Annotated in this window: 29 protein-coding genes; 11 read left to right on the top strand and 18 right to left on the bottom strand. The window is 73.4% G+C overall.

Going from position 1 to position 25,955, the window contains the following annotated elements; translation table 11 throughout:
• Positions 1 to 2: 2 nt before the first annotated feature.
• From ACFRU2_RS24125 to ACFRU2_RS24095, 7 genes are all read right to left on the bottom strand, one after another.
• A complete protein-coding gene (locus ACFRU2_RS24125; protein ID WP_382975460.1) occupies positions 3 to 734 on the bottom strand; it encodes a hypothetical protein in 732 nt (243 codons plus the stop codon).
• Between the two features lie 92 nt (positions 735 to 826).
• Complete coding sequence (locus ACFRU2_RS24120; RefSeq protein WP_382975458.1) at positions 827 to 2,062, bottom strand: cytochrome P450; 1,236 nt, start codon at positions 2,060 to 2,062, stop codon at positions 827 to 829.
• Complete coding sequence (locus ACFRU2_RS24115) at positions 2,059 to 3,297, bottom strand: cytochrome P450 (RefSeq protein ID WP_382975456.1); 1,239 nt, start codon at positions 3,295 to 3,297, stop codon at positions 2,059 to 2,061. The genes ACFRU2_RS24120 and ACFRU2_RS24115 overlap by 4 nt, the downstream gene beginning before the upstream one ends.
• Complete coding sequence (locus ACFRU2_RS24110) at positions 3,294 to 3,938, bottom strand: ATP/GTP-binding protein (RefSeq protein ID WP_382975454.1); 645 nt, start codon at positions 3,936 to 3,938, stop codon at positions 3,294 to 3,296. Before ACFRU2_RS24110 ends, ACFRU2_RS24115 begins: the two co-directional genes overlap by 4 nt.
• 40 nt (positions 3,939 to 3,978) lie before the next feature.
• On the bottom strand, positions 3,979 to 4,341 hold the full coding sequence (locus tag ACFRU2_RS24105; RefSeq protein ID WP_382975453.1) for a DUF742 domain-containing protein: 363 nt from the start codon (positions 4,339 to 4,341) through the stop codon (positions 3,979 to 3,981).
• Entirely contained in the window at positions 4,338 to 4,739 is a 402-nt protein-coding gene (locus ACFRU2_RS24100; protein ID WP_112451677.1) for a roadblock/LC7 domain-containing protein, read from the bottom strand. The genes ACFRU2_RS24105 and ACFRU2_RS24100 overlap by 4 nt, the downstream gene beginning before the upstream one ends.
• Entirely contained in the window at positions 4,736 to 6,454 is a 1,719-nt protein-coding gene (locus ACFRU2_RS24095) for a sensor histidine kinase (RefSeq protein ID WP_382975450.1), read from the bottom strand. Before ACFRU2_RS24095 ends, ACFRU2_RS24100 begins: the two co-directional genes overlap by 4 nt.
• Before the next feature lie 409 nt (positions 6,455 to 6,863).
• On the opposite strand from ACFRU2_RS24095, the gene ACFRU2_RS24090 reads away from it, so the two are divergent.
• From ACFRU2_RS24090 to ACFRU2_RS24080, 3 genes are all read left to right on the top strand, one after another.
• Entirely contained in the window at positions 6,864 to 7,841 is a 978-nt protein-coding gene (locus tag ACFRU2_RS24090) for a RimK family alpha-L-glutamate ligase (RefSeq protein ID WP_382975447.1), read from the top strand.
• Positions 7,838 to 8,626 carry a RimK family alpha-L-glutamate ligase gene (locus ACFRU2_RS24085; RefSeq protein ID WP_382975446.1) on the top strand — a complete coding sequence of 263 codons (789 nt, stop codon included), beginning with the start codon at positions 7,838 to 7,840 and terminating at the stop codon, positions 8,624 to 8,626. Before ACFRU2_RS24090 ends, ACFRU2_RS24085 begins: the two co-directional genes overlap by 4 nt.
• A gap of 209 nt (positions 8,627 to 8,835) precedes the next feature.
• A complete protein-coding gene (locus tag ACFRU2_RS24080; RefSeq protein ID WP_382975443.1) occupies positions 8,836 to 9,576 on the top strand; it encodes a DUF4232 domain-containing protein in 741 nt (246 codons plus the stop codon).
• A gap of 59 nt (positions 9,577 to 9,635) precedes the next feature.
• Here the strand turns inward: ACFRU2_RS24080 and ACFRU2_RS24075 are convergent, their stop codons facing one another.
• Entirely contained in the window at positions 9,636 to 10,019 is a 384-nt protein-coding gene (locus ACFRU2_RS24075; RefSeq protein WP_274546648.1) for a VOC family protein, read from the bottom strand.
• Between the two features lie 62 nt (positions 10,020 to 10,081).
• Positions 10,082 to 10,219: a hypothetical protein gene (locus ACFRU2_RS24070; protein ID WP_382975440.1), complete on the bottom strand. Its 138-nt coding sequence runs from the start codon at positions 10,217 to 10,219 to the stop codon at positions 10,082 to 10,084.
• A gap of 108 nt (positions 10,220 to 10,327) precedes the next feature.
• Between ACFRU2_RS24070 and ACFRU2_RS24065 the strand changes: the two genes are divergently transcribed.
• Positions 10,328 to 11,380 carry a zinc-dependent alcohol dehydrogenase family protein gene (locus ACFRU2_RS24065; protein WP_382975437.1) on the top strand — a complete coding sequence of 351 codons (1,053 nt, stop codon included), beginning with the start codon at positions 10,328 to 10,330 and terminating at the stop codon, positions 11,378 to 11,380.
• A 219-nt stretch (positions 11,381 to 11,599) separates the two neighbouring features.
• The gene (locus ACFRU2_RS24060; protein WP_382975434.1) at positions 11,600 to 12,349 is read left to right on the top strand and encodes a phosphatase PAP2 family protein; all 750 of its coding nucleotides are present in this window, start codon (positions 11,600 to 11,602) and stop codon (positions 12,347 to 12,349) included.
• Positions 12,350 to 12,367: 18 nt separating this feature from the next.
• Here the strand turns inward: ACFRU2_RS24060 and ACFRU2_RS24055 are convergent, their stop codons facing one another.
• Positions 12,368 to 13,528, bottom strand: coding sequence for a DUF2330 domain-containing protein (locus ACFRU2_RS24055; protein WP_382975766.1), 1,161 nt, complete (start codon positions 13,526 to 13,528; stop codon positions 12,368 to 12,370).
• A gap of 184 nt (positions 13,529 to 13,712) precedes the next feature.
• Between ACFRU2_RS24055 and ACFRU2_RS24050 the strand changes: the two genes are divergently transcribed.
• Together ACFRU2_RS24050 and ACFRU2_RS24045 are read left to right on the top strand one after the other, a co-directional pair.
• The gene (locus tag ACFRU2_RS24050; protein ID WP_382975432.1) at positions 13,713 to 14,822 is read left to right on the top strand and encodes a TauD/TfdA family dioxygenase; all 1,110 of its coding nucleotides are present in this window, start codon (positions 13,713 to 13,715) and stop codon (positions 14,820 to 14,822) included.
• Entirely contained in the window at positions 14,819 to 15,391 is a 573-nt protein-coding gene (locus ACFRU2_RS24045; RefSeq protein ID WP_382975429.1) for a phosphonate degradation HD-domain oxygenase, read from the top strand. The genes ACFRU2_RS24050 and ACFRU2_RS24045 overlap by 4 nt, the downstream gene beginning before the upstream one ends.
• On the opposite strand, the gene ACFRU2_RS24040 is transcribed toward ACFRU2_RS24045, so the two are convergent.
• Complete coding sequence (locus ACFRU2_RS24040) at positions 15,392 to 16,162, bottom strand: GntR family transcriptional regulator (RefSeq protein WP_382975426.1); 771 nt, start codon at positions 16,160 to 16,162, stop codon at positions 15,392 to 15,394.
• A gap of 97 nt (positions 16,163 to 16,259) precedes the next feature.
• Here ACFRU2_RS24040 and ACFRU2_RS24035 point away from each other — a divergent pair, with 97 nt between their 5' ends.
• A complete protein-coding gene (locus ACFRU2_RS24035) occupies positions 16,260 to 16,721 on the top strand; it encodes a cupin domain-containing protein (RefSeq protein ID WP_382975423.1) in 462 nt (153 codons plus the stop codon).
• Positions 16,722 to 16,785: 64 nt separating this feature from the next.
• The gene (locus ACFRU2_RS24030) at positions 16,786 to 17,268 is read left to right on the top strand and encodes a hypothetical protein (RefSeq protein WP_274546656.1); all 483 of its coding nucleotides are present in this window, start codon (positions 16,786 to 16,788) and stop codon (positions 17,266 to 17,268) included.
• A 61-nt stretch (positions 17,269 to 17,329) separates the two neighbouring features.
• Here the strand turns inward: ACFRU2_RS24030 and ACFRU2_RS24025 are convergent, their stop codons facing one another.
• The 5 genes from ACFRU2_RS24025 to ACFRU2_RS24005 are packed head-to-tail and all read right to left on the bottom strand — an operon-like array spanning position 17,330 to position 22,221.
• Positions 17,330 to 17,995 carry an HAD family hydrolase gene (locus tag ACFRU2_RS24025; RefSeq protein WP_382975420.1) on the bottom strand — a complete coding sequence of 222 codons (666 nt, stop codon included), beginning with the start codon at positions 17,993 to 17,995 and terminating at the stop codon, positions 17,330 to 17,332.
• A complete protein-coding gene (locus ACFRU2_RS24020) occupies positions 17,992 to 19,146 on the bottom strand; it encodes an ABC transporter ATP-binding protein (protein WP_382975417.1) in 1,155 nt (384 codons plus the stop codon). The genes ACFRU2_RS24025 and ACFRU2_RS24020 overlap by 4 nt, the downstream gene beginning before the upstream one ends.
• Before the next feature lie 5 nt (positions 19,147 to 19,151).
• Positions 19,152 to 20,156: an ABC transporter permease gene (locus tag ACFRU2_RS24015; RefSeq protein WP_382975414.1), complete on the bottom strand. Its 1,005-nt coding sequence runs from the start codon at positions 20,154 to 20,156 to the stop codon at positions 19,152 to 19,154.
• A complete protein-coding gene (locus tag ACFRU2_RS24010; RefSeq protein ID WP_382975411.1) occupies positions 20,144 to 21,052 on the bottom strand; it encodes an ABC transporter permease in 909 nt (302 codons plus the stop codon). Before ACFRU2_RS24010 ends, ACFRU2_RS24015 begins: the two co-directional genes overlap by 13 nt.
• The gene (locus ACFRU2_RS24005) at positions 21,052 to 22,221 is read right to left on the bottom strand and encodes an ABC transporter substrate-binding protein (protein ID WP_382975408.1); all 1,170 of its coding nucleotides are present in this window, start codon (positions 22,219 to 22,221) and stop codon (positions 21,052 to 21,054) included. The genes ACFRU2_RS24010 and ACFRU2_RS24005 overlap by 1 nt, the downstream gene beginning before the upstream one ends.
• Positions 22,222 to 22,538: 317 nt before the next feature.
• On the opposite strand from ACFRU2_RS24005, the gene ACFRU2_RS24000 reads away from it, so the two are divergent.
• Entirely contained in the window at positions 22,539 to 23,288 is a 750-nt protein-coding gene (locus ACFRU2_RS24000; protein ID WP_382975405.1) for a GntR family transcriptional regulator, read from the top strand.
• Positions 23,289 to 23,318: 30 nt separating this feature from the next.
• Here ACFRU2_RS24000 and ACFRU2_RS23995 read toward each other — a convergent pair whose 3' ends face one another.
• Positions 23,319 to 24,152: a reductase gene (locus ACFRU2_RS23995; RefSeq protein WP_382975402.1), complete on the bottom strand. Its 834-nt coding sequence runs from the start codon at positions 24,150 to 24,152 to the stop codon at positions 23,319 to 23,321.
• A 71-nt stretch (positions 24,153 to 24,223) separates the two neighbouring features.
• Between ACFRU2_RS23995 and ACFRU2_RS23990 the strand changes: the two genes are divergently transcribed.
• Positions 24,224 to 25,213: a LysR family transcriptional regulator gene (locus ACFRU2_RS23990; protein ID WP_382975399.1), complete on the top strand. Its 990-nt coding sequence runs from the start codon at positions 24,224 to 24,226 to the stop codon at positions 25,211 to 25,213.
• Here the strand turns inward: ACFRU2_RS23990 and ACFRU2_RS23985 are convergent.
• Positions 25,158 to 25,910, bottom strand: a complete 753-nt coding sequence (locus ACFRU2_RS23985) for a hypothetical protein (protein ID WP_382975396.1) — start codon at positions 25,908 to 25,910, stop codon at positions 25,158 to 25,160. The genes ACFRU2_RS23990 and ACFRU2_RS23985 overlap by 56 nt on opposite strands.
• Positions 25,911 to 25,955 lie beyond the last annotated feature (45 nt).

Here is a 25,955-nt window from a genome sequence, read left to right as displayed (position 1 = left end):
GGCTACCCGAAGAGGTAGCCGAATACCGCGTCGCCGATCCGCTGGTCGGTGACCTCGGAGTTGTTCGCCTCTTCCCGGGCGAACTTGACGGACTGCTGGAGCTTCTCGACCCGGTCGAGGAGCTCGTTGACCCGACGGGCGGGCAGCGCTCCGGAGAACTTCACGGTGGTCCAGTAGCCCACCGCCACGTCCTCGTAGTACACCTCGACCTGCGCCGGGTGCTTCTCCGTGGCCTCGGCCTTCACGTGGTTGCGCGGGACCTTCTTCGTGCGGATGGTCCGCACCGCGTCCGTCTTCCACGCATCGGTCGAGGGGTCCAGGCTCCACGACTCGGAGGCGTCGAGCACCGGCAGCTTGCGCACGAAGGTGTGCAGGTCGGTGAGCTGCTTCTCCAGGAACAGCAGGTACGGGACGGGCACCTGGGGCAGCAGGACCCGGCCGTCGACCACCACGTCCGCGGCCGCGGACCGGTTCGCCCAGTCCTTCGTCGCGGTCACGTCGAAGAGCCGGGTGAGCGTCGAGGCGGTCGCGCGCAGGGCGTCCTCGGCCTTGATCTGGACCCGGGTGGACTCGGGCGGGAGCTGCTCGCCCTCCTCGTCCTTGGGCTGGTAGGTCCGGGAGATGCCGGCCAGCAGGGCGGGCTTCTGCACGTCCTGGTGAGCCTGGGTGAGCTCCTGGAGGGCCTTGGACTTGACGCCCTTTTCGACTGCGATGATCTGATTCAGCTTCGGCACACGGTGAACCTAACAACCGTGCCCCGTAAGCACATCCGATTAAATCGGCCGCCCCGCCCGCTCTCGGTTCGAGGGGGCGGGGCAGCCGCGGATCAGGCCAGGCGGACCGGGAGGTCGAAGAGGTCGTTCTGGGTGAGGATCGGCTTGTTGCGCAGCTCGGCCGGGGGGACCGCCAGGGTGAGGTCCGGGAAGCGGGCGTAGAGGGCCGGGAGGGCGACCAGGGCCTCCAGGCGGGAGAGGGCCGCACCGGGGCAGACGTGGGGGCCGTGGCCGAAGGAGATGTGCCGGTTCGGGGTGCGGGTGGCGTCGAACTCGCCCGCCGTCTCGCCGAACTGCGTCTCGTCGCGGCCGAGCGCGCCGAAGGAGACGATCAGGCCCTCGCCCTTGGGCAGGATCCGGTCACCGACCTCCACGTCCTCGGTGGCGAAGCGGATCAGGACGTGCGAGGTGGGGCTGGACCAGCGCAGGGTCTCCTCGATGACGTTCTCCCAGGAGACCTCGCCCTTGAGGACCAGGTCGCGCTGGACCGGATGGGTCTCGAGGGCGACGACCGCGTTGACGATCAGGCTGATGGTGGTCTCGTGGCCGGCGGCGACGATCAGCTGGAGGGTGTTGGTGATCTCCTCGGTGGTGAGGTGGTCGCCGTCCTCCGAGGCCTCGATGAGGGCGCTGGTGAGGTCGTCGCCCGGGTTCTCGCGCTTGGACTCGACGATGCGGGAGAACAGCGCGCCGAGGTCCGCCATCATCTGCGGCACCTCCTCGGGCAGCGTCTGCGTCGAGAAGAACTTCTCGAACAGGGCCTTCAGGCGCGGGTGTTCCTCGGCGTCGACGCCCATCAGGTCGCTGATGACGTTCATCGGCAGCGGGTACGCGAACTGCGCCTTGAGGTCCACCGTCTCGCCGGCCGGCAGCGCGGCCAGCTTGTCCAGCATCCCGGTGGTCAGCGCCTCGATGCCGGCGCGCAGCTTCTCGACCCGGCGTACGGTCAGGGCCTGCGCGACCAGGGTGCGCAGCCGGCGGTGGTCCTCGCCGTCCACGGTGAGCATCGAGCGGCCGGGGTTGGCGAGGCCGATCAGCGGCCAGTCCATCGGGATCTCGCCGCGCTGCCAGGCGCCCCACACGTCGATGTCCTTGACGATCCGGGGATCGGTGAGCAGCTTGCGCGCCTCGGCGTGGCGCGTGACGGCGTACACGGCCACGTTGCCGGGGAGGACCACCTGGACCAGGGGACCGGCGGCGCGCAGCGCGGCGCTCTCGGCGTCGAGGTCGGCGACGAAGGGGTCCAGGACGATGGCCGCGGGGCCGGTGTGGTCGATCGGGCACGTCATCGGGTGGCTCCAAGGGCGGGGGTCGGGGTGTAGGTCACGGGAAGGGCGGTGAGGCCGCGCAGCCAGGGCGAGGGGCGGCGGGCCAGGTCCCCTGCGGGCACGGCGAGGTCCACGTCGGGCAGCCGGTCGAGGAGCACCTCGATGCCGGTGCGCGCGATGACCTCGGCGACCTCCTGGGCGGGGAAGGGGCAGCGGTGTTCGCCGTGCCCGAAGGAGAAGAAGGCGTTGTTGCCGCCGGTCAGTTCTCCGGCGTCGGTGCGCACGTGCGGGTCCGCGTTGGCGGCGCCGATGCCGAGCAGGACGAGGTCTCCGCTGCCGATGCGCTGTCCGCCCAGGTGGGTGTCGCGGGAGGTCCAGCGGCCGGCCACGTTCTGGGTGGGGGTGTCCTCCCACAGCACCTCGTTCATGGCCTCGCCGACGCTGTGCCGGCCGCCGGCGAGGGAGGCGGCGAAGCGGTCGTCGGTGAGCATGAGGCGCAGGGAGTTGCCGATCCAGTCGGCGGTGGGCTGGTGGCCCGCTGCCATCATGACCATGAGGTCCTGGGCGACTTCCTCCACGGTGAAGCCGGTCCGGTTGGCGAGCATCCGGGAGACCACGTCGTTGCCGGGTTCGGCGAGCTTGGCGGAGAGCAGGGCGAACATCGACTCGGCGAGGTGGCGCTGGCCTTCCAGGGCGCCCTCCCGCCCGTTGATCATCTCGTTCATGGCGTGGACGAGGCCGGGGCCCTGCGCGTCGGAGAACCCGTAGAGGCGGGCGAGGACGCGCAGCGGGAGCAGCATGGCGTACTCGCCGACGATGTCGCAGGAACCCTTGCCGCACAGTTCGTCGATGAGCTCGTCGGCGAACCGCTCGGCGTGCCCCTTGAGTTCGAAGGGGTCGACGGCTTCGAGGGCTTCGGAGATGACGGCGGCCCGCTCGCGGTGGCGTTCGCCGACGGTGTAGAGGATCGAGGGCTGGCGCCGGCCGATCATCGGGAGCAGCGGCCAGTCGGCGGGGATGCGCTCCCACTGGTTCCACAGTTCGGAGTCCCGGGAGAAGAGCACGGGGTCGCTGGTGACCTGGTGCAGTTCGCGGTAGCCGAGGACCAGCCAGGCCGGTACGTCTCCGTCGAGGACGACCGGGGCGACGGCGCCGTGGTCGCGGCGCATCTCCCGGTACAGCTCGGCGGGGTCGGTCTGGAACCGGGGGCCGCCGAGGTAGACGGGCTGGTGCTCGGAGGCGGCGGGGCAGGTCACGGGGTGGGCTCCGGGGTCTGGGACAGGGGGCTCGGCTGGAGGCTCGGCCGGTTGCTCGACAGCGCGGCCGTCTGGAGGTGCTGGACGAGGGAGATCAGGACCTGCTTGCTGGACTCCCGGGAGCGGGCGTCGCAGAACACCAGCGGGATGGCGTCCGGCAGGTCCAGGGCGGCGCGGATCTGCTCCGGGGCGTGCTCGGGGCCGCCGAAGTCGTTGCAGGCCACGACGAAGGGCGTGCCGTGGTGTTCGAGCCGGTCGATGGCGTACCAGGAGTCCGCCAGGCGCCGGGTGTCGACGAGGACCACGGCGCCGAGGGTGCCGGAGAACAGCCGGTCCCACAGGAACCAGAACCGCTCCTGGCCGGGGGCGCCGAACAGGTAGAGCACGTTGCGGGCGTCGAGGGTGATGCGCCCGAAGTCGAAGGCCACGGTGGTGGCGCTCTTCCCGGCGATCCCGTGGGTGTCGTCCACGGCCTCGCCGGCCTTGGTCATGGTCTCTTCGGTGTTCAGCGGGCGGATCTCGCTGACCGAGCGGACCATCGTGGTCTTGCCGACGCCGAAACCGCCCACGATGACGATCTTCAGTCCGTTGTCGGCGGTGCTGCGCAACGCCTGGCGGGGCCGGAGCGTTTCGGCCCCCACGGGCGCGCTCGCCGATGACGCGGCTTCGGGGATCGTCGCGTCAGAGATTGCGGAGTCCAACGAGCACCTGCTCCAGGATGTCGGGGTCGGTATAGCTGTGAGCCGAGTTCGCCGTACGCGGGTGCCGGGCGCGGATCCGTCCGGTGGCGAGCAGGTCTGCCAGCAGGATCCGGACGATCGACACCGGTAGTCCGAGCTCGGCCGCGATCTCCACGACGGCCGTCGGGAACTGGCACATCCGCAGGATCGCCGCGTGCTCGGACTGCATGCCGGGCGCCGGATCGCTTTCGGCGACGACCAGGGTGACCAGGTCGAAGACGTCCGAGCCGGAGCGGCTGCGGCCACCGGTGAGGGTGTAGAGCCGGTCCGGCGAATCGTCCCGGCCCGGCCGGGGCCGGCTCATCCCCGGGGCCTGGCGATGAGGTGTTCGCCGAGCTGCTCGACCAGTTCGGACATGTTGTGGCCGACGAGTCCGGCGTCGGCGTCCTCGTTGGCCACGAGCGCGAGGTGCGCCCCCTCGCCGGCCTCGACGATGAAGAGGATCCCGCCGTAGAACTCGGCCATGGCCGAGCGGACCCCGCCGGTGCCGTCGCCGAACTCGATGGACGCCCCGTGGGACAGGCTCTGGATCCCGGCGGCGATCGCGGCGAGCTGGTCGGCCTGGTCGACGGAGAGCTCGGGCGTGCGGCACAGCTTGAGGCCGTCGCGGGAGAGCACGAGGGCGTGGCGGGCGCCCGGTGTGCGTTCCAGGAGGCCTTCCAGGAGCCAGTTGAGCGTCTCGTCGGTGGTGAAGCCGGTCATGAGTGCGTGTTGCCTTCCGGGTCTGGGGTGTGCGCGGGCTGCTGCTCTTCGCCGGGGGCTCCGGCCGCTGCTGCGCCCGGTGCTGCCGCGCCGCGGACGGCCTGACGGAAGCTGCCGAACCGCGCGGCCGACCGGGACGCCCCGCCGGGCACGGATGCCGTGCCCGTGGCCGGGGTCGCGGCCGTGGCCGTACGGGGATCGGCGCCCGCGCCGTCGGCGCCCTCGGGGTGGGCGGCTGCCAGGGTCCGGCCGCGGCGGCGCTGGGGCAGGCCGCTGTCGCCGAAGTGCGGGTGCTCGCCGGTGGATTCGGACGCGGCGCCGAGGTCGGCGCCGGTGCCGGTGCCCGCTGCGCCGGGGAGTGCGCTCCCGCCGTCCGTCGCCGTACGGTCCTGCGCGCGGACGGAGTCTTCGCGACCGGCGGCGGTGTCGTGCACGGCCTCGGGCTCAGGCCCGGGCCCGGGCTTGGTCCCGGCGGGGACTTCGGCCGCGGCGGGTGCCTTCGGCGCGACCCGGGCGGAGGGCTGCGCCGGAACGGCGAGCGGCGCGGCGGGGGCTTCGGCGGGCGTCCGGCTGATGAGCTCCTGCGGGAGCATCATCAGTGCGCCCGTACCGCCGCGGGCGGAGGGCCGGAAGGAGACGGTCAGTCCGTGCTTGCGGGCGAGGCGGCCGACGACGGCGAGGCCGAGCCGGGTCCCGGAGAGTCCGGCCAGGTCCAGGGAGACGGCGGTCACGGCCTGTTCCGCGCGGCGCAGCTGGACCTCGCTCATGACGAGGCCGCTGTCCTCGACGGTGATGACGATCCCGGACGGCACCTCCTCCACGTAGACGTGGACTTCGGCGGTCGGCGGGGAGAAGTTGGCGGCGTTGTCGAGGAGTTCGGCGAGTGCGTGCATGACGCCCTCGGCCGCGTGCCCGGCGACGGCGGCGTCGCTGGTGGAGTGGAGCCTGACCCGCTGGTAGCCGCCGATGCGGCCCATCGCGCCGCGCAGGATCGACTCCATGACGATCGGCTTCGCCCAGCGGCGGCCCGAACGGGCCCCGGTGAGGACGGCGATGGAGTCGGCGAGGCGGCCGGCCTGGGCGGTGCGGTGGTCGAGGTGGAGCAGGTCGCCGAGGACGTCCTCGTCGGCGTGCCGGTGCTCCATGTCGCGCAGGTCCGCGAGCATGCCCGTGGCCAGTGCCTGCATCCGCCCGGCGGCGTTGGCGGCCGCGGCCATGGCGGCGGCCCGGCCCGACTCGGCGCGGCGCAGCTCGCCGCCGAGCCGCTCGCGGGAGGCGTTCTGGGCGGCGGCCAGACCGTCGAGTTCGGTGGCGTGCACGCGCGTGAGGTGTTCCAGCGCGGCGGCGTGGTCGCCCGTCAGCCGGTCCAGTACGGCGGTGTGTTCGGCGGTGAGGCGGGACCTCTCGGCCGTGTGCGCGGCCGCGTCACGGGTCGCGTCGGCGATCAGCCGGGCGATGTGCCCGTCACGGGCGACCAGTTCGGCGCTCAGGCCGGAGATCCGGGTGCGCTGGACCCGGGAGGTGCGCGCGCACCAGGTGACGGCGAAGGCCGATACCGCGAGCAACAGGACGCCCGCGCCGGCGAACCAGCCGAGGGCGGTGGCGATGGACGACGGGGCCGCGGCCACCGCCGCCGTGGTGAGCGCGCCGCCGGCGACTGCGGTGATCAGCAGGGCCAGCGCGGAGGGGCGAAGGGGGGAGGGCGACGCCGTCATCAATCAAAGCCTCATACCGGGCGTAAATGGAGGAGAAGGTTCCTGGCAACGAGGCATCACTATAGGAGAGTTGTTGATCGCTTTGGGCAGCCTCTGACAAGTTTTCCGCTCACCCTCGACCGGTAAGGGTCCTTCTGTCGCGCTTTGGACGGGAGGGAAATCGCGAGCTCGCGCCATCCGATCCCCCCGCGTCCCAGTGGACGGACAGCGACCGGAGGCCGACCGGGTTTCCGCCGGGCCACGGCCGGACCGCGACCGGACCACGACCGGACCGCGAAACCCGCCCGGCGGCATCCTCGCGGGTTGCTGCGTACACGGACCGATCATCACATTGCAGCCCATGACATCCTGTGACGTCACAACTCGCCGGACGGGATCGGCGGACGTCCGGGGAATATGGGGAAGGTCCATGAGGCTCTGCTTCCTGGTGGAGGAGCACTACCGCCACGACGGCATGCCGAACGAGGTGGTCCGGCAACTGAAGGCCTGGGGCCACCGGGTGGAGGTACTGCGGCCCGGGGGTTCGCTACTGCGGATGAGCGAGGCCGTGGAGGCCGGCGCCCATGACGCCTGGGTCCTGAAGACGGTGTCCGGCGGGCCGGGGCTGACCCTGCTCGAAGCCGCCGCCGCGGCCGGGGCGACCACCGTCAACGACGCCCGGGCGATCCGGGGCGTACGGGACAAGGCGCTGGCCGCCGCCATCGGGCGCGGCCGGGGACTGCCGCTGCCGCCGACCTACGCCGCGGCCCGGCCGGAGCTGCTGGCGCAGATCCCGGCGTCGGAGTACCCGTTGGTCGTCAAGCCCGCCGACGGCAGCTCCGGGCGGGCCGTGCACCTGGTCTCCTCGCCGGAGCGGCTGGCCGCGATGCTCCCCGAACTCGTCGGCGAGGGCATGCTCGTCGCCCAGCCCTACGTCCCGAACTCGGGCACCGACCTCAAGGTGTACGCGGTCGGCGGGGAGCTCTTCGCCACCGAGCGCCGCTCTCCCCTGCATCCGGACGCCTCCGTCCCGGAGCGCCTCGTCCCGCTGTCCGCGGAGATCGCAGAGATCGGCGCACGGGTCGGGGAGGTGTACGGGCTCGACCTGTACGGGGTGGACGTGCTGCTGGGGCCCGACGGGCCGGTGGTCGTGGACGTGAACGACTTCCCGAGCTTCCGTCAGGTACCCGACGCCGCGGCCCGGGTGGCCCGCGCGGTACTGGACCTCGCGCGGGGCGCCGGTTCGCGCCCCTGCCCCGAGGCAGGGTCCGTCCTCCCCCGCCGGTCCGGGCAGGAGATGTCGATCCCCCTCCAGGCTACGGCGGCCACGGCCGCCGCCGCGGGCACTGGCGCGGCTTCCGCCGTAGCGGCTGCCGCCCCGGCCGCCCCCACGGGAGAGCCCGTATGAGGATCGGCCTGATCACGGACAAGCCCGGGCACCCGCTGCTCTCGGCGGCGGCCGGTCTCCTGCAGGCCGGCGGACACGGGGTGGAGCTGCTGGATCCCGGCTCGCCGGACGCTGCCGCGGGAGCCCCGGCCGACGTGTACCTCCTCAAGGCCCACACCCCGCCCGGACTGGAACTGGCCCGGCGCCTGGAGCGGCTCGGGGCGCCGGTGGTGAACTCCGCCGCGGCGACCACCCTCTGCCAGGACCGCACCCTGATGGCGGAGCTGGCGGTCCCGGCCGGGCTGCCGTTCGCGGGAACCCGTACCGTCGGCGCGCTCGCGTCGTGGGCGGCCGGCGTCTCGCTGCGCTCCCCCGTCGTCGTCAAGAGCCGCCACAGCCGCCGCGAGGACCTCGTGGCCCGGGTCGACGACACCGCGCGCCTCGCGGAGCTGGCGGACGACTGGCCCGACGAACCGGTCGTGGTGCAGGACTTCGCCCCGAACAACGGCTGGGACCACAAGCTCTGGGCGATCGGGGACCGCGTCTTCGCGGCCCTGCGCCGTTCCGAACTCTCCCCGGAAGGCCGCGGCCCCACCCTGCCGCTGCCCCGGCTCCCGCAGGGATGGGCCGATCTGACCCGCCGGGTCGGCGAGCTCTACTCCCTGGACGTCTACGGCGTGGACATCGTCGCCACGGCCGACGGCTCCCCGCTGATCGTCGACGTCAACGCTTTCCCCGGCGTCCGCGACCAGCCGGGCGCCCCCGAGGCCCTGGCAGCCCTGGCCCTCAGCCGGGCCAAGGGCTAGGACCGGGATCGGGGCGTACCGCAAGGGCTTCCCGGTCCGACCGTTCAGCGCCTCGGTGCCCGTGTACGGCTCCGGGGTGATCCCGTTCGTCATGGGCGCGTCACGGAACCGCCACAGCGGCGTGCGGCGGGAACCTGCTCGGGTCAGGGAGTCGTGGTCCTGCACGCGAGTGCCGGTGTGGGACCGGTCGTGAACCTCGGGGAGCACCAATGCAGTACACAGCAGGCACCGGCCGGACCGCGGCGGCTCTGGCGACGGTTCTGGCGGCCGCGGCTCTGATGACGGGCTGTACGCCGACCGGCGACGGCGGCGGGGCCGCCGCACCCTCGGCGCCGACCGGGGCCTCGCGGCCGGCCGAGCCCTCGGCCACCGGCGGCGACAAGGGTGGAACGACCAACGGCGGTGCCAGCGGAGGCTCCACGGGCGGCGCGTCGCCCTCGGCCTCGGGCGGCACCTCCTCAGGCGGCGGCTCCTCCTCCGGGGGGACCGGCGACGCGACGAAGAAGCCCTGCACGGTCGACGACATCAAGGTCTCCGAGGGGCACCAGGCCGACGTCCGCCCGTCGGGCACGGGAACCGGGGCCGCCGTGGTCTCCGTCACCAACACCTCCAAGGCCCCCTGCAAGGTGTACGGGTACCCGACGGTCGCGGCGGCGGGCAACGGTTCGCCGGAGAAGAACAAGCCGCTGGCCACCACCCACACCGGCCCGGACGCCGCCAACGTGGTGCTGGCTCCGGGCGCCCGCGCCTGGACGAAGCTCACCTTCGTCCAGGTCCAGGGCGAGGCGGACGGCTACTGCGAGTCCGGCGCGACCCCGGGCTCCTACCCGACGGTGGTCATCGGCGTACTCGGCGCCGGGAAGCACCAGATCGCCATGGACGACGGCGTGTTCGCCTTCTGCGACGACAAGGTGACCGTCACCGCCTGGTCCTCCGCCAAGCCGTCCTGAGGCGGACAGAGCCCACCGGGCCGGAACCGGGCTCGGATCCGCGGACCGGTGAGCTCAGGTCAGAGCGGCTGCAGGCGGGTGCGCAGGAGGCAGAACTCGTTGCCTTCCGGGTCGGCCAGGGTGTGCCAGCTCTCGGCGCCCGTCTGGCCGACGTCGGCCGGGCGGGCGCCGAGGGCGAGCAGCCGCTCCAGTTCGGCGTCCTGGTCGCGGTCGACGGGGTTGACGTCGATGTGCAGGCGGAGCTTCCCCCGCCGGGGGTCGCTGCTCGGGCTGAGGACGAGGGTGGGCTGCGGACCTCCGAAGCCGGCGGCAGCCGGCCCGATCTCGATGCTCCCGTCGTCCTCCCGGGCGAGCTCCACGTAGCCGAGGGCCTCGCTCCAGAACGCGGCGAGGCGCTCGGGGTCGGCGCAGTCGATGACCAGCTCACTGATGCGGCTTACCATGCCCGCCAGTGTAGGGAGACGGCCCGCGAGCCGGAGCGGAGGCAGGACCGGGAGCCGATTGGCTACTTGATGACCTCGACCTTCTTGTCGCCCGCGGCCGCGTACGCCGACGCGCTCGCGCCGAGGGCGGTGACGGTGAGGGCCAGCAGGACGGATACGGCGGTGGCCGTGGCGCGCTTGCGGGTCGTCTTGCGGGTCATGGGGTCCCCCTGATGGTGTGTGGTGGTCGTCCCGGCAGCTTCGCATCCGGGCCGGGGGCCCACAAGTGAGCCCGGGTCGGACGGATCAGGCGAGTGGAGGCGGTCGGCGTGCGCGCGATGGTGTTCGAGCGGTACGGAGAGCCCGGCGAGGTGCGGGACGTGGCCGATCCGGTGCCGTCCGGCGGTGGAGTGGTCGTACGGGTCGAGGCGACGGGGCTGTGCCGCAGCGACTGGCACGGGTGGATGGGGCACGACCCGGACATCACGCTCCCGCACGTGCCCGGCCACGAACTGGCCGGTGTGGTCGAGGCGGTGGGGCCGGGAGTCGCCAACTGGCGCACCGGGGACCGGGTGACGGTGCCGTTCGTCTGCGCGTGCGGAAGCTGCGCCGAGTGCGCCGCAGGGCAGCACCAGGTGTGCTCCCGGCAGACGCAGCCGGGATTCACGCACTGGGGGTCCTTCGCCGAGTACGTGGCCCTGGAGCATGCCGACGTCAACTTGGTGGCGGTGCCCGAGGAGCTCTCGTACGACACCGCGGCCGGGCTGGGCTGCCGGTTCGCAACGGCTTTCCGGGCCGTCGTCGCGCAGGGGCGGGTGGCTCCGGGCGAGTGGGTCGCCGTACACGGCTGTGGCGGGGTGGGCCTGTCGGCCGTGATGATCGCGGTGGCGGCGGGCGCCCGGGTGGTCGCCGTGGACACCGCGCCGGCCGCCCTGGAACTGGCGCGGTCCTTCGGGGCCGCGCACTGCGTGGATCCGGGCCGGGTCGACGCGGCCGAGGCCGTACGGGAGCTGACGCGCGGCGGTGCGCACCTGTCCCTCGACGCGCTGGGTTCCCCCTTCACGGCCGCGGCGTCGGTGAGCGGGCTGCGCCGGCGCGGACGGCACGTACAGGTCGGGCTGCTTCCCGCGGCGCGGGGGGCCGCGGCGCTGCCGATGGAGCGGGTCATCGGCTGGGAGCTGGAGATCCTCGGCAGCCACGGCATGGCGGCGCACGCGTACCCGCCGATGATGGAACTGGTCCGTTCCGGAGCCCTACGGCCCGACCTGCTGGTCTCCTCCACGATCCCGCTGGACGGGGCGCCGGCCGCGCTGGCGGCGATGGGCACCGCGCCGGGACCCGGGATCACGATCATCCGGCCGGGGGCCGACGGACGGAACTGAGCCGGGCGACCGGGCCGCCGGCCTGCGGAGCTGCCGGCCCGCCGTGCTGCCGGCAGCGAGGGGCTTGTGGTGCGGGGAGGGCATGGCTACATTCCTTGATTACACGTGTAAGCACGAGATGTGGCCACACTGAACCCGCCACACCTCCTGCAGCCCCCTCCTCCCCTGCACCCCCCTCGTCTCCCCTCTTTCTCCACCGCCGCGAGAGGCAGCACAGCCATGTCCACGCTCCCCGTCGACCCACCCCTCGAAGCCGTCGCACCCGCGTCCGCGACGGACCGGGGCAGCCGCCGCACCGGCACCCTCGGTCTCGGAATCGCCCTGCTCGGATCCGCCGCCGCGCTCGGGTTCGTCGTACGGAGGGACGTCACCCGGCCGCCCTTCCAGTCCTTCGACGACCGCTGGCTGACCTGGATGGGTGGACCGCACGAGGGGTTCCCCTCCGTGATCGCCACGCTGCTGAACTGGTTCGGGGGCCCGGCGGGCGCCGTCGTCCCGCTCGGCCTGCTGGTCTTCCTGCTCGTCCGGCGGCGTTGGGTGGCGGCGGGATTCCTCTTCGCCGTCTACATGGCCGGAAACATGCTCGTCGTACAGGGCCTCAAGCACCTGGTGGACCGGCCGCGCCCGGAGAACCCGCTGGTCCGGGTCGACCACGGCTCCTTCCCCTCCGGGCACGCGGCCGGCGCGGCGCTCCTGGTCGTCCTCGTCGGCGCGATCCTCGTCCCGGCCGCCCGGCGCCGGGCGTGGTGGATCGGCGGCGCAGTGTTCACGGTGGCGATGATGTGGAGCCGCACCTGGCTGCACGCGCACTGGCTCAGCGACACCGCCGCCGGGGCCGCGGCCGGCGCGGGGGCCGGGCTGGTCGCCTGGTGGCTCTGCGCCCCGGCACTGGCCCGGGAGGCCGGACGGGGCACCGGGCGTGCACGCACCCGGCGGCGGTCGACAGAAGCGGAATCCCCCGCCCACTGAGGACAGGAGCCGCGCCGGTCACACGTACGGCCGCCCCTGCCCGGCGGTCGTCCGGCCGCGGCGCAGCCGCAGCGCGGTCAGGACGGCCGCCAGGGCCGCCGCCACGAGCACGCCTCCGAGCGTCAGGATCCAGACCGGGACGCCGCCGGCCGTGAGCAGCTCGTCGGTGTACTCGACCCGGCGGTACGGGGCGTCCCCGGCGGCGGCGCGCAGTTCGTGGTCGCCGTCGATCCGGGACGGGACCGGGAAGCTCTGGTCGATCGCCGTCAGGAACACCGGGTCCGCGCCCGCGAATTCGGCGACCGGCCCCGTCGGGGTGATCCGCCCGGCGAAGGTCACCTCGGGTGCGTTGCCGCCGATCGCGGAGACGGGTTCCATGCGGTGCTCCGCCAGGACGTACAGGCCCAGCGACTGGGCGGTGGCGGCCAGCCGCGACAGCCGCATCGGGTAGACGAGCCGGTCGCTCTCGAAGCGGATCAGGAGCGGGTCCAGGGTGCCGCGCAGGGTGGCTCCCGGCTCCCGGGGGGCGAGGCGTACGGCGACGTACTCCCAGCGCTGCTCCACGTACGGCTCCAGTTCGGCCGTGAGGCGGTCGGGCAGCACGAACCCGTTGGCCTCGAGCCAGTCGCCCAGCGCCTCGGGGTCGGTCGCGGTCAGGCGGGCCACGTCGAAGTCGCCGAGCCGCTCCCGGCCGATGACGCCGACCTGCGCCTCCGCGCTGCCGGGCGGGGCCGCTCCGGCCGCGTCTCCCCGGCCGGAGTCGAAGGGCCAGTCCCCTTCGCGGGGCCAGAAGTAGCCGCGGGTGCGGTACTCGGGCCCGGTGAGGTCCACCAGCTGGGAGAACAGCCCGCCGTCGCCGAGGCGCACCGTGGCCCGTCCCGGTACCGGCATGACCCAGGCGGCCCGCTTGGCATCGCCGCCGACGGTGAACCGCATGGCCACCTGCTCGGTCCTGCCGTCCCAGCGGACCACCGAGGCCTCCCGGGAGACGCCGATCCGCGAGGTGCCGTCGGGGACCATGGCCCCGCAGCCGCAGGCGTACGCCGGGCTGACGAGGGATCCCAGCTGGGTCGCGAGCACCGCCACCAGCAGGAGCCCGACCCTGCGCCGGATCCACCCGGTCGTCCGCGCCCCCGCGGCCCGCACCCTTGCGGCCGCCACCCTCGCCGTCCCCACCATCTCCCCCACGCCCCACACCCTTCGCTCAACCGGCCGCGGGCCCGTCCGGCCCGGGACTCAGACGCCCGGCGCCGTGATCCGGTTCCGGTCACCTGTGCGCCACCTGCCGGCCACCTGCTCCTGCCACGCTGCGGGCACCCCCAAGTTGTATATACAACTTTCCCGAGCCTGGCAGGAGCCACCGATGTCCGTACCGGCGATCACCCGCCCGCCCGCGCCCTGGCTGCGCGACAACTGCCCCTGCGCCGAGTGCCGCGACCCGCGCACCGGCCAGAAGCTGTTCCAGATCACCGAGCTGCCCGCCGGGCTGGCCGTCGGCTCGGTGCGCGAAGCGGCAGCCGCCGACGGCGGGCCCGGCTGGGAGGTGGTGTGGCAGCCGGACGGCCACCGCTCGCTGTACCCGGCACGGTGGCTCGAAGCCCACGGCCCGGGCGGACCGGCGTACCGCGCGGCCGGGGACGGCCGGACCGAGGCGGACAAGGAGCTGTGGGCGGCGGGGGACCTGGAGGGGCGGATCCCGCAGGCCGGCTGGGACGCGTACATCGGCTCCCGCGCGGTCCGCGAACAGGTCCTCGACAGCGTGGTCCGGCTGGGCTTCGCCTTCCTGCGGGAGGTTCCGTGCCGGGACCGGATGGTGCTGGACGTGGCCCGCACCTTCGGTTTCGTCCGCGAGACCAACTACGGGGAGCTCTTCGACGTCCGCGTGGAGGCCGACCCCAACAACCTGGCGTTCACCGCCGCGTCGATCAGCCCGCACACCGACAACCCCTACCGGGACCCCGTACCCACCCTCCAGCTGCTGCACTGCCTGCGCAACGAGGCCCGGGGCGGCGACTCCGGGCTGGTCGACGGCTTCCGCGCCGCCGCGCTGCTGCGCGAGCGGGAACCGGCGGCCTTCGAGGTGCTGACCCGCGTACCGGCGGAGTTCGCCTTCGCCGACGCGCACTGCGCACTGCGGGCCCACCGGCCGCTGATCGACGTGGACCCGCTCGGGCGGATCCGTGAGGTCCGCTTCAACAACCGTTCCCTCTCCACGCTGCACCAGCCCGCCGCCGTACTGGAGGAGTTCTACGCGGCCTACCGCCTCTTCGGCGAGCTGCTGGAACGGCCCGGGCTCCGGCTCGACTTCCGGCTCGCGCCCGGCGACTGCGTGGTCTTCGACAACACCCGTCTGCTGCACGCCCGTACCGCCTTCGCCGAATCGGGGGGACGCCACCTCCAGGGGACCTACGCCGATCTCGACGGGCTGCTCTCCACCCTTGCCGTCCTGCGCCGCGAAGGAGTCTCCGCATGAACGCCCACGACAGCACCGGCGCCCTCGATGTGCTCGCGCGCCTCTTCGAGGGCGAGGGCAGTGCCGAGTACTTCGGCGAGGCCGTCACCCAGGCCGAGCACATGCTCCAGGCCGGGGCCCTCGCCGAGGCCGCCGGGGCCCCCGCGCACCTGGTGGCGGCCGCCCTGCTGCACGACATCGGGCACTTCCACGGAACCGTGACCGGCCGCGACCTGATGGAGGGCGGGCAGGACAACCGGCACAGCCACACCGGCGCCGACCGGCTGGCCCGGTGGTTCGGGCCGGAGGTGACGGAGCCGGTCCGGCTGCACGTGGCCGCCAAGCGGTACTTGTGCACGGCCGAGCCGGGCTACTTCCACCTGCTCTCCGAGGCCTCCGTACACACCCTGCGGGTCCAGGGCGGCCCGATGACCGCCGACCAGGCGCGCGCGTTCGAGGCGCTCCCCGGGGCGGCCGACGCGGTGGCCGTGCGGCGCTGGGACGAGCAGGCCAAGGACCCCGAGCGGGCCACCCCCGGCTTCGACCACTTCCGGCCGCTGCTGGAGTCCCTGCTGATCAAGAACGCCTGATCAGGGGGTGAGCAGTCGGCCCAGCGCGCCGGCGGCGGTGGTGTGCACGGTGAAGGCGACCGTCCCCGGCAGGTAGCGGTCCTGCGACCACTCCACCGGGATCCCCGCCGGGTCGGTGGAGCGGCGCCGTTCGCGCAGCAGGGCCTCGCCCTGCGGACAGCCCAGCAGCCGTGCGTCGTCGGCGTCGGCGGCCGTGATGTCGATGGTGTGGTGGGCGTCGGCGAAGAGGACTCCGTGCCGGGCGAGTTCCTCGGAGTACGAGACCGTGTCCGGCGGCATGGCCGCGACCAGGGCTCCGACCGGCTCCGGGTACGTCGTGCGCTCCACCATCACGGGGGTTCCGGACAGGGTGCGCAGCCGCAGTACGCGGTACACGGGGGCGCCCGCGTCGATCCGCAGTTGCTCCGCCTCCTCGGCACCGGCCTCGCCCCGGTCCACGGTGACGGTCCGCCCTCCGGGGTCCTCGCCGAGCGAGCGGGCCCACCGGGTGAAGCTGCGGAGCTCCGCGACTCCCCCGGCCTCCCCCGTGCCGCCACCGAGGACGACCCGCCGGGTGCCGCGCCGCGAGGTGATCAGCCCGTCGGTGCGCAGGGCGGCGAGGGCCTGGCGCACGGTGCCCCTGGAGACTGCGTAGCGGCGGGCGAGTTCGTCCTCGGCGGGCAGTCGCGCACCGGATCCGTACTCGCCCGCGGTGATGGCGGCCCGCAGGTCGCCGGCGACCTTCAGGTAGAGCGGGGTCCTGGGTTCCGGGTCGCGCGGTGCCTCGTTCACGGGGTCAGCCTGTCATGGGCCGGGTGGGGCGAAAGGCCCGGGAGGTCGGGACGTTCCACCCGGTATTGAGATGATGCCCGTCGTCTAAATTCGAAGCGTGACCGGAAGGACCGGTGGCCGTGGCACGGCCCGCGCGGCGGGAGCCGCGCACCAACGCGTGGAGGAACCACCCATGTTCGGCATGACCATCGACACCACCCCCGACACGAGCACCGGCGGCCCGGCGCTGCGCCTCGACCCCGCGGGCGGTCCGTTCCGCGAGCTCGCCGCCGTCCGGATCCAGGTGCCGGCCGGCGGGACGATCCCGGCCCACGCGCACGGGGCGTCCGAACTGCTGCTGACGGGCGTCGCCGGAACGGTGGAGGCCTCGTGCGGGTGCGGCGCGAAGACGGTGACCGCGGGCACCTTCGCGATGCTGCCGGCCGGCAAGGAGATCACCCTGGTCAACCACGGCACGGAGCCGGCGACGGTCCTGGCGGTGTTCTCGCAGAGCGAGTTCACCGAGGGGCTGCCGCGGGCCGCGGCGAAGGGCTGCGGCTGCCAGGGGCACGGCGGCTGATCCTCCGGTCCCCTTCGGGAGGGCCGCTCTGGACGGGCCACCGGCCTGATCCCATACTTCTCCCGTGAGAACGACGGATAAGCAGCCCCGCACCAGCCCGCTGGTGCCCGACGCGGTGGCCCGGGAGATCGCCCGGCACGACTGGAACTCCATCGAATGCGGCTGCGGCCGCCCGGCGGGTCACCTCGTGGACACCCTGTGGGACGCGGCCGAGGGACACCCGGCCGCGTTCCGCGCCCTGGAGGGCCATGCCTTCCACAACGGCGTGCTGCGGCCGCCCGCCCCGGCGGTGTGCGGGGTCCTGATGGCCGTCTGGTCGGCCGGTCCGCCCCGGCAGTCGACGCGCGAGGGCCTGCTGTGGGCCCTGCTGCGCCTCCTCGGCGCCGAGGACGACGGCTCCTCGCACGAGGCGGGCCTGTACGGCCAGTGCGCCGCGCACATCCGCGCCTGCGCGCCCGGGCTGCGCGAGACGGCGACCCGTCGCCCGGGCTCCGAATCGGCCGCCTACGCGGAGGGCATCCTGAGCCTGCTCGACCTGGCGGTCTAGGCCGTCCATTTCGGATCTTGCAGGTCAGGCCCGGGCCGCCTCCGGAGCGGCCCAGCCCCCGTCAGACCCCCAGCGGTGCGACCAGGCAGGCCCTCAGGGTGGCCGGAGTGACCTCCGAGAGGGAGGGCGCGAAGGTGCGTACCGGCGACGCGGGGACCTCCAGCAGGGACGGGACCACCAGCACGGCGCAGCCGGCCGCCTCGGCCGAGGCCGCGCCGTCCGGGGAGTCCTCGACCGCCACGCACTGCCGGGGCTCCGCGCCGAGGCGCGCGGCGGCGGCCCGGTAGGGGTCCGGGTGGGGCTTCGTCAGGGACGTGTCGTCGGCGGAGAGCGTGAAGGCGAACGGGACGTGGGCCAGCGAGCCGCCCACCACCGAGTCCACGACCACGCGCGGCGAGGCGCTGACCAGGGCGAACGGCAGGCCTTCCGCCTCCAGTGCGGCCAGCAGCCGCTGCGCGCCCGGACGCATCGGCGCGCCCTCCTCGACCCGGCCGAAGAAGCTGTCGGTCAGGGCCCGCACCACCTCCTGCGCGTCTCCCGCGCGGGCGACCCGTACGAGGTGGGCGGCGGTGTCCTCCACCGCCCGGCCGACCACCTCGGGTGCGTCGGCGTCGGTCAGTGCGTACCCCAGGTCCGCGGCGATCTCCACGGTGGTCTGCCACCACAGGACCTCGGTGTCGACGAGGGTGCCGTCCATGTCGAAGAGGACGGCGGCGAGTCCGGTCATGGGGCATCCCTTGTGGTTGAGGCCGAGGCCGGGGCGGTCACCGCGGCGGTCGCGGCGGCGACGACGAGGACGGGACGTTCGGCCAGACCCACGGTGGCCCGCGCGCCCGGTCCGAGGGCTCCGGCGTCGCGCGAGGGCAGGTCGGCCTTGATCCGGGTGCCGTCGGGCAGATCCAGGTGGAGCCGGGTCACCGACCCGAAGAACGAGGCCGATACGACGGTGGCCGTGCCTGCGGCGCCCTCTGCTGACGCCGTCACCGTGATGTTCTCGGGGCGTACGAGGACCTCGACGTCCGAGGTCGCGGGCACCGGGCCGTCCACGGGCAGCCGGGAGCCGGCCACTTCCACCGTCCCGGAGCCGGACAGCCGTCCGGGGAGCCGGTTCATGGTGCCGACGAACTCGGCAACAAACGGGGTCGCGGGCCGCTCGTACAGCTCGGCCGGGGCGGCGCACTGCTCCAGGCGGCCCGCGTTGAGCACGGCGACCCGGTCGGCCATGGACAGCGCCTCCTCCTGGTCGTGCGTGACGAACACGGTGGTGATGCCCAGGGAGAGCTGGAGCCGGCGGATCTCCTCGCGCAGTCCGGCCCGCACCTTCGCGTCGAGCGCGGAGAGCGGCTCGTCCAGCAGCAGGACGCGGGGCCGCAGGGCGAGTGCGCGGGCGAGCGCGACGCGCTGCTGCTGTCCGCCGGACATCTGGTGCGGGTACCGGTCGCCGTGGTCGGGCAGGCCGACCAGGTCGAGGAGTTCGGCGGCGCGCTCGCGGCGTGCGGCCGCGCCGACCTTGCGGACGCGCAGGCCGAAGGCCACGTTGTCGCGGGCGCTGAGGTTGGGGAAGAGGCTGTACGACTGGAACACCATGCCGGCGTCGCGGCGGTTGGCCGGGATGCGGGTGATGTCCTGTCCGTCGAGGAGGACTTCGCCGGAGTCGGGCTGTTCGAATCCGGCGACGACGCGCAGTGCGGTGGTCTTTCCGCAGCCCGACGGGCCGAGCAGGGCGACGAGTTCGCCGGGCTCGATGGTGAGATCGAGTCCGTCGAGGGCGACGGTGGAGCCGAACGCCCGGCGCAAGCCGCGGAATTCGACGCGCGCGCCGCCGGGGGCCGCTTCGCTTTCCGCGGACTTCCTGGCCTCGGGAAGGGTGAGGGACATGCGGGTCAGGACTCCTTGCCGGAGGTGCGGGAGGTACGGGAGTGACGCGTGGTCCCGGGAGACACGGTAGCGGGGGCGGTGCCGGCCCGGGAGAGGAGGAGCAGCAACAACCAGGTGATGAGCAGGCTGAGGACGGAGACGGCCACCGACATGCGGGCGTGCGCTCCGGAGATCGACACGATCCACACCGCGAAGGGCTGGAAGCCGAGCAGCGAGGCGATGGTGAACTCGCCGAGGACCAGGGCCAGCGTGAGGAAGCCAGCTCCGGCGAGGGCGGCCCGCAGGTTCGGCAGGATCACGCGCAGGACCACGTACGGCCAGCTCGCGCCACAGCTGCGGGCGGCCTCGACCAGGGTCGGGACGTCCACGGCACGCAGGCCCGCATCGAGGGAGCGGTAGACGAAGGGCAGCGCGAGCACGGTGTACGCGAGGACCAGGACGAGGGGGAAGTCCGGGTTCTGGACGGCCAGGAAGGTCTGGTAGAGCGGGGTCCTGGAGAGGTGTTCGGGACCCCAGCGCAGCACGGTGGAGATGCCGGTGACCAGGGCGATCGGCGGCACCACCAGCGGCATCATGCACATCACCTCCACGACCGGGCGCAGCCGCGGCGAGCCGATGCGCACGGCGACCAGTGCGGGCACGGCGAGGAGCAGCGAGGCGGTGATGGTCGCCGCGGCAAGGCCAAGCGAGAGCAGCAGGCTCCGGGTGAACCCTTCGGCGCCGAGCAGCTGGGTGTACGCCTCGAAGCTGATGCCCTGGCCGGGGACGTGCACGGTGAACACGAAGGAGGCGAGGAGCGGGAGGAGGAAGTACGCGCCTGCGAGCGCGAGGACCGCTCCGCGCCACACCCGGGGCCGGGGCCGCGAGCGGAACCGGCGCGGCGCCCGGTCCCGGGGATCCGCCGCGGCCGGGGCGTGTGTGGCTGCCGGGGCGTGCACGTCCGCCGGGGTGCTCGAAGCCGCCGGGGCGGCCTCGTCGTTCGGGGCGGGCGTCGGGGTCATCGCAGCCATCGGGCGCTCCGTCGCTGGAGGGGCAGGTAGACCGCCATGACCAGGCCGGCGATCACGATCATGTCGAGGCCGAGGGCCAGGGCCACGTTCTCCTGGCCGGTCAGCACGTTCCCGGACAGGGCGTCCGCGATCTTGAGCGTGACCAGCGGGACGGAGCCGCCGACGAGGGCGGCGGCCGTGGCGTGCGCGGCGAAGGCCGTGCCGAAGAGCAGCACGAATCCGCCGAGCAGGGAGGGTGCGAGGACGGGCAGACCGACGTGGCGCCAGAACTGCCATCCGCTCGCCCCGTTGTTCTGGGCGGCCTCGCGCCACTGCGGGCGCAGTCCGTCCAGCGCGGGGACGGTCACCAGCACCATGAGCGGGGTCAGGAAGTAGAGGTAGACCACGGTGAGGCCGGTGAAGGAGTAGAGGTTCCAGCCGAGGCCGGTCAGGTCGGCGAGCTGGGTGACGACCCCGGAGATCCCGACGGTGGCGATGAACGCGAAGGCGAGCGGGACCCCGCCGAAGTTGGCGAGGACGCCCGAGGCGGTCAGCGTCGCTCCGCGCAGGGCCCGGGAGGGGGAGGTGACGACGGCCTGCGCGATGAGGACGCCGAGCACCCCGGCCACGAGTGCGGTGAGGCCGGAGAGCTGGACGCTGCCGATGAGGGAGCCGAGGTAGGGCCCCTGGAGGGAGCGGGCCAGGTGCTCGCCGGTCGCTTCGGTGGCGCCGCTCACCGGGTCCGTGCGGGTGACCGCGCCGAAGGCGATGGCGCCCAGCGGGACGCCGAAGCACAGTCCGGTGAAGACGAGGAGCGGGAGGGCGGCGAGCCAGGTGCGCGGGCCGCGCCGCCGGCGGCGGGTGGTGCTGCCGCCGGCGGTCCCCGTCGAGTGGGGGAGGGTGGTGGAGGCGGACATCAGCTGAGGGCCTTGTCCCACTTCTCGGCGAGGGTGGCCTTGGCCTTGTCCAGCTCGGGCGAGGCCGGGAAGGCCGGAGTGCCCTGGACCTGCGGGAGCTTGGCGAGGGCTTCCTTGTCGACGGTGCCGGCCTGGATCATGGCGGGCAGCAGCACGGGGCGGGCGAAGCCCTTCAGCCACAGGTTCTGGCCCTCGGTGCTGTACAGGAACTCCATCCACAGGCGGGAGGCCGCGGGGTGGGGGGCGTCCTTGTTGATGGCCTGCGAGTAGTACTGGGCGTAGACGCCGTCGGTGGGGATGGCCACCTTCCAGTCGACGCCCTTGCCCTTGAACTGCTCGGCGTAGCCGGCGTTCAGGTAGTCCCAGTCGATCGAGATGGGGGTCTCGCCCTTCTCGACGGTGGCCGGGGTGGACTCGACGGGGATGAAGTTCCCGCTCTTCTTCAGCCGGCCGAAGAAGTCGATGCCGGGCTGGATGTCCGCGAAGGAACCCTTGTTGGCGAGGGCCGCAGCGTAGACGCCGCCGAAGGCGGAGCCGGACTTGGTCGGGTTGCCGTTGAGGGCGACCTTGCCCTTGTACTCGGGCTTGGCCAGGTCGGCGAAGGACTGCGGGCAGTTGGGGATGCGGGCGGCGTCGCAGCCGATGGAGACGTAGCCGCCGTAGTCGTTGTACCAGCGGGCTTCCGCGTCCTTCTGGGAGGCGGGGATCTGGTCCCATCCGGTGACCTTGTACGGGGCGAAGAGGTTCTCGGCGGCGCCGCTGCGGGCGAAGGCGATGCCGAGGTCCAGGACGTCGGGGGCGCGGGTCTGGCCCTTGCGGGACTTGACGGCGGCGATCTCGTCGGCGCTGGAGGCGTCCGGGTTCTCGGCGTTGATCTTGATCTTGGGGTACTTGGCCGCGAAGGCCTTCTGGATCTCGCCGTAGTTCGCCCAGTCGGCGGGCAGCGCGATGACGTTGAGCTCGCCCTCCTTCTCGGCGGCCGCGACGAGGCCCTCCAGGCCGCCGAAGTCGGCGACCGAGGTGGCGGTGCCGGGCTGGGTCTTGTTCTTGCCGTCACCACCGGCGGAGCCGGCGGACTGGTCGGGTGCGGCGCCGCACGCGCTGAGCGTGGTGAGCACGGCGGCACTGAGCAGGACGGCCGCACCGCGACGGGCGGAGGAACTGAGCACGGTCTCTCCCGGAGACGAAAACGCATGAGGAATGCGTGGAGGGGATTCACTTGTCTGAACAAGTTGGCTCCAGTTCGCCCTGGGTCTCTGTACGGACGGTGAACGGCGGCTGTCCCGTGGAGCACGTCTCGACGAAGAGCGGAGACTGGCCGGATACAGACGTGACGGAGGCCCCTCGAGATGATCTTCGGGCTCGGCGCACCCCCTAGGCTTGAGGGCGGGCGCGACCGACACCGGACGGCTGGGCGGCAGGGCGGCACGGCCGCAGGACGCCGCGGGACCGGTGGACACATCCACGCGAGGGGGAACGGGACAGCATGGCTACGGTGCGGTATCTGGAGATCGCCGAGGCGCTGCGCCGGGCGATCCTCTCCGGGCAGTACCCGGTGGGCGCCCAACTGCCCTCGGAGAGCGATCTGGCGGCGCGCTGGTCGGCCTCCCGCGGGACCGTCCGCCAGGCCGTGGCGACACTCGCCGCCGAGGGGCTGATCGGCTCCCGGCAGGGGGCCCGCAGGATCGTCCTGCGCCACGAGCGCAAGCACAGCTTCGGCGAGCTCAACAGCTTCGCCCAGTGGGCCGAGGGGGTCGGCCACCAGGCCGCGAGCCGCTTCCTGTCGCGCACCCGCCGCCCGGCCACCGCCGAGGAGGCGGACCGGCTGGCCCTGCCGCCCGGCACGGAGATCCTCGCCGTGCTGCGGCTCCGGCTGCTCGACGGGGAGCCGACGATGGTCGAACGGACGGCCTACGCCGACTGGGTGGCGGCGGCGGTCGAGGCGATGCCCGAGGACTGCCGCTCGGTGATGGACGGGCTGGCGAACGACTCCGGGATCGTCGCCCACTACGGCGAGCACCTCATCGACGCCCTGCCCGCCGGCAGCGAGGACGCCCGGCTGCTGGAGATCCGCCGCGGGAGCCCGCTTTTGCGCCAGCGGCACGTCTCCGCGACCCGCACGGGCCGCCCCATCGAGTGGTCCGACGACCGCTACCGGGCGGGCAGCGTCACCTTCAGTGTGAACAACTCGGCAGTAGCAACTCCGTTGGAGCGCCGGGCCGGGGACCGGTCCTAGGGCGACCTCGGGCGACCTGCGCTCCGGGCACTATGCCCGGAGCGCGGCGGCGCTCTCCCCGATGGCCCCCGGGAGCCAGTCCGCGAGTCGCCCGAAGCGGAAGCCGAGCGCCGCGGCCCGGCCGTTGTCCATCGCGTAGGCCCGGTCGAAGGAGAACGGCGAGGCCTCGGACCCGGCCGCGACGGTCCGCAGGAGCGGTGCCCGCCCGACCTGCTCGCCGACGGCTCCGGACAGCCCGAGCACGTCCAGTTCCCCGTGCGAGGCGGCGTTCACCGGACCCGTGAAGTCCTGCTGCCCGGCCCAGTGGAGGAACCGGGCGATCTCGTGGTGGTGGATGAAGGAGGTGGGGTACGGGGCTTCGTGCACCTCCACCGGGATCCCGGCGCCGATCCGCTCCACGTAGTGCGCGAGGCGGCTGGTGAACTCCGCCCGGCCGCCGCCGAGTACGTGCGCGGCGCGCACCGCCACGTGCCCGAAAGCGGGCTCCTCCCCCAGGACCGCCTCGGCCCGCCTCTTGCCCTCGGCGTAGGCGCGCGCCTCGGGGGTGGGCGGCGCGGGGTCGTGGACCTCCATCGTCGAGGTCATCACGTACCGCCCGGTGCGGCCGGCGAAGACGCGGCGGGCGGTCTCGGCCTGCCCGGGTGTGTAGCAGACCTGGTCGAAGACCACGTCGAAAGTGCGCTCCCCCAGCGCCGTCCGGAGCCCCGCTTCGTCCTCCCGGTCGGCGATCACGTGGCCGACGCCCCGGGGCGGGACGGCGGAGCCCCGGTTGAGGACGGTCACCTCGTTCCCGGCGTCCCGCTCCAGGGTGACCAGGTTCTTTCCGAAATAGCGGCTTCCGCCGATGACGAGAATCTTCTTCATGTCCGGGACTCTGCCGCGGTACCGTCCCCAGCGGAACCACCGGAATGCTGTCCGCGTCGTAAGGGAAACTGATGATCGATGTGCAGCGGCTGCGCATCCTGCGCGCCGTGGCCGAGCACGGCAGCTTCAACAAGGCCGCCGGGGCGCTGCTCCTGACGCCCTCGGCCGTGTCCCAGCACATCGCGGCCCTGGAGCGCGGCCTCGGTCACCCCGTCGCGGTGCGCAGTACGCGCGGGATCACGCTCACCGAGCCGGGCCGGCTGCTGGTGGAGGCGGCGGAGGCGGTGTCGGCCGAGCTCGACCGGGTGCGCCACGAGATCGACCGGGTCACCGCCGAGCGGCCGCGGCTGACGGTCGCCACCTTCGTGAGCGGTGGCCGCAGGCTGCTGCCGGGCGCGCTCGCCGGGTTCGTGGCCGCGCATCCGGAGGTGGAGCTGACGGTGCTGGAGGCCGAGCCGGAGGAGGCGGTGCCCATGGTGGCTTCGGGCGCCGCCGATCTGGCGCTGACCTACCACTTCGACGGGCCGCTGCCGCTCCGGCCGGGGGCCGCGCTGGACTGGCTGCCGCTGATGGAGGATCCGCTGGCGCTGGTGCTGCCGCCGGGGCACCGGTTCGCGGGGCGCGCTTCGGTGGCCCCGGCCGAACTCGCCTCCGACCGCTGGGTGCTGGGCTGCCTCAAGACGGAGGCGTACCTGCGCAGATACGCGGAGCGGGCCGGTTTCGACCTCCGGGTGGCGGCTTCCACCACGTACTACTTCTTCGCGCGCTCCCTCGTCGAGGCGGGCGTCGGCGTCGCGCTGATACCCGAGGTTGCACTGCCTCCGGGGGACGCGGACGGGAGCCGTGACGCGGCGGCCCCCGGCGTGTCCGTCGTACCGGTCGAAGCACCGTGCCCCGCACGGCACATCGGCGTCCTGACCCTCCGCCGCCGCCGGCCGCACCCCTACGCCGCGGCCCTGACCGAGGCTCTGACGGGGGTCCTGGCCGACGGCCTGGGGCCGCTCGTCAGGGAGCGGCCGTCATCGGGCCGTCCAGGGGCGAGGCCTGCTCGCCCTTCGTGACGGCGACCGGGATGCCCCCGGTGGCCTTCTCCAACTGCGCCTTGAACTCCGCCGAAGCAGCACCCTCCTCGGTGGTGGTGACCTCCACCGCCGCTCCGTGGCTGCCGGAGACGCTGTAGATCGGGAACTTCGCCTTCAGATCGATGAGCTTGGCACCGGCGGCCCGGAGGGTGCGGTGCGTGTACTTGCTCAGGTACAGGTCGGCCCGGGCCGGGTCCGCCTCGGGATCGGCCGCGTGCGCGGCCTCCACCAGGAGCCGCCCGCGGGCGAGGTCGGTGACGCACAGGGCGACCCGGCCCGCCGGGTGGTCGACGATCTGGGTGGCGTACACGTCGGCGAAGGCTCCGTAGCCCTGCGCCCCGATGGCCTGCGAGAGCCGCTCGCCCTCGGGGGTGTTGGCCGGGGAGCCGTCGATCACCACCGGCGGCGACTGCGGTGCGGTGGGGTCGATCACTGGGCACGTGCGGTCCGCTGCCGGGGAGGCGGCCACCGCGCCGGGAGCCGCCGGAGCGACCGGATCGGCCACGGCCGACTCGGCCGGGCCCTTTCCGCAGCCGGTGAGCAGCACGACGGTCATGCCCGCGGCCACGGCGGCGGCTGCGCCGCCCCTCATTCGTGCCCCCGCCTTCGCCTTCGCCTTCGCCTTCGCCTTCGCCTTCGGGACGCTCAGGTGTCCCCGGCCGGTTCGACGCACCATCAGCAGCTCTCCCTCGTTCTCCGTTGCCCGATCGGCACGCCTGTG

It is taken from the genome of Streptomyces sp. NPDC056883 (assembly GCF_042788835.1).
Classification (GTDB): domain Bacteria; phylum Actinomycetota; class Actinomycetes; order Streptomycetales; family Streptomycetaceae; genus Streptomyces; species Streptomyces stoeckheimensis.
The sequence above is the reverse complement of the archived record's forward strand: the minus strand, read 5'-3'. Positions and strand labels throughout refer to the sequence as shown.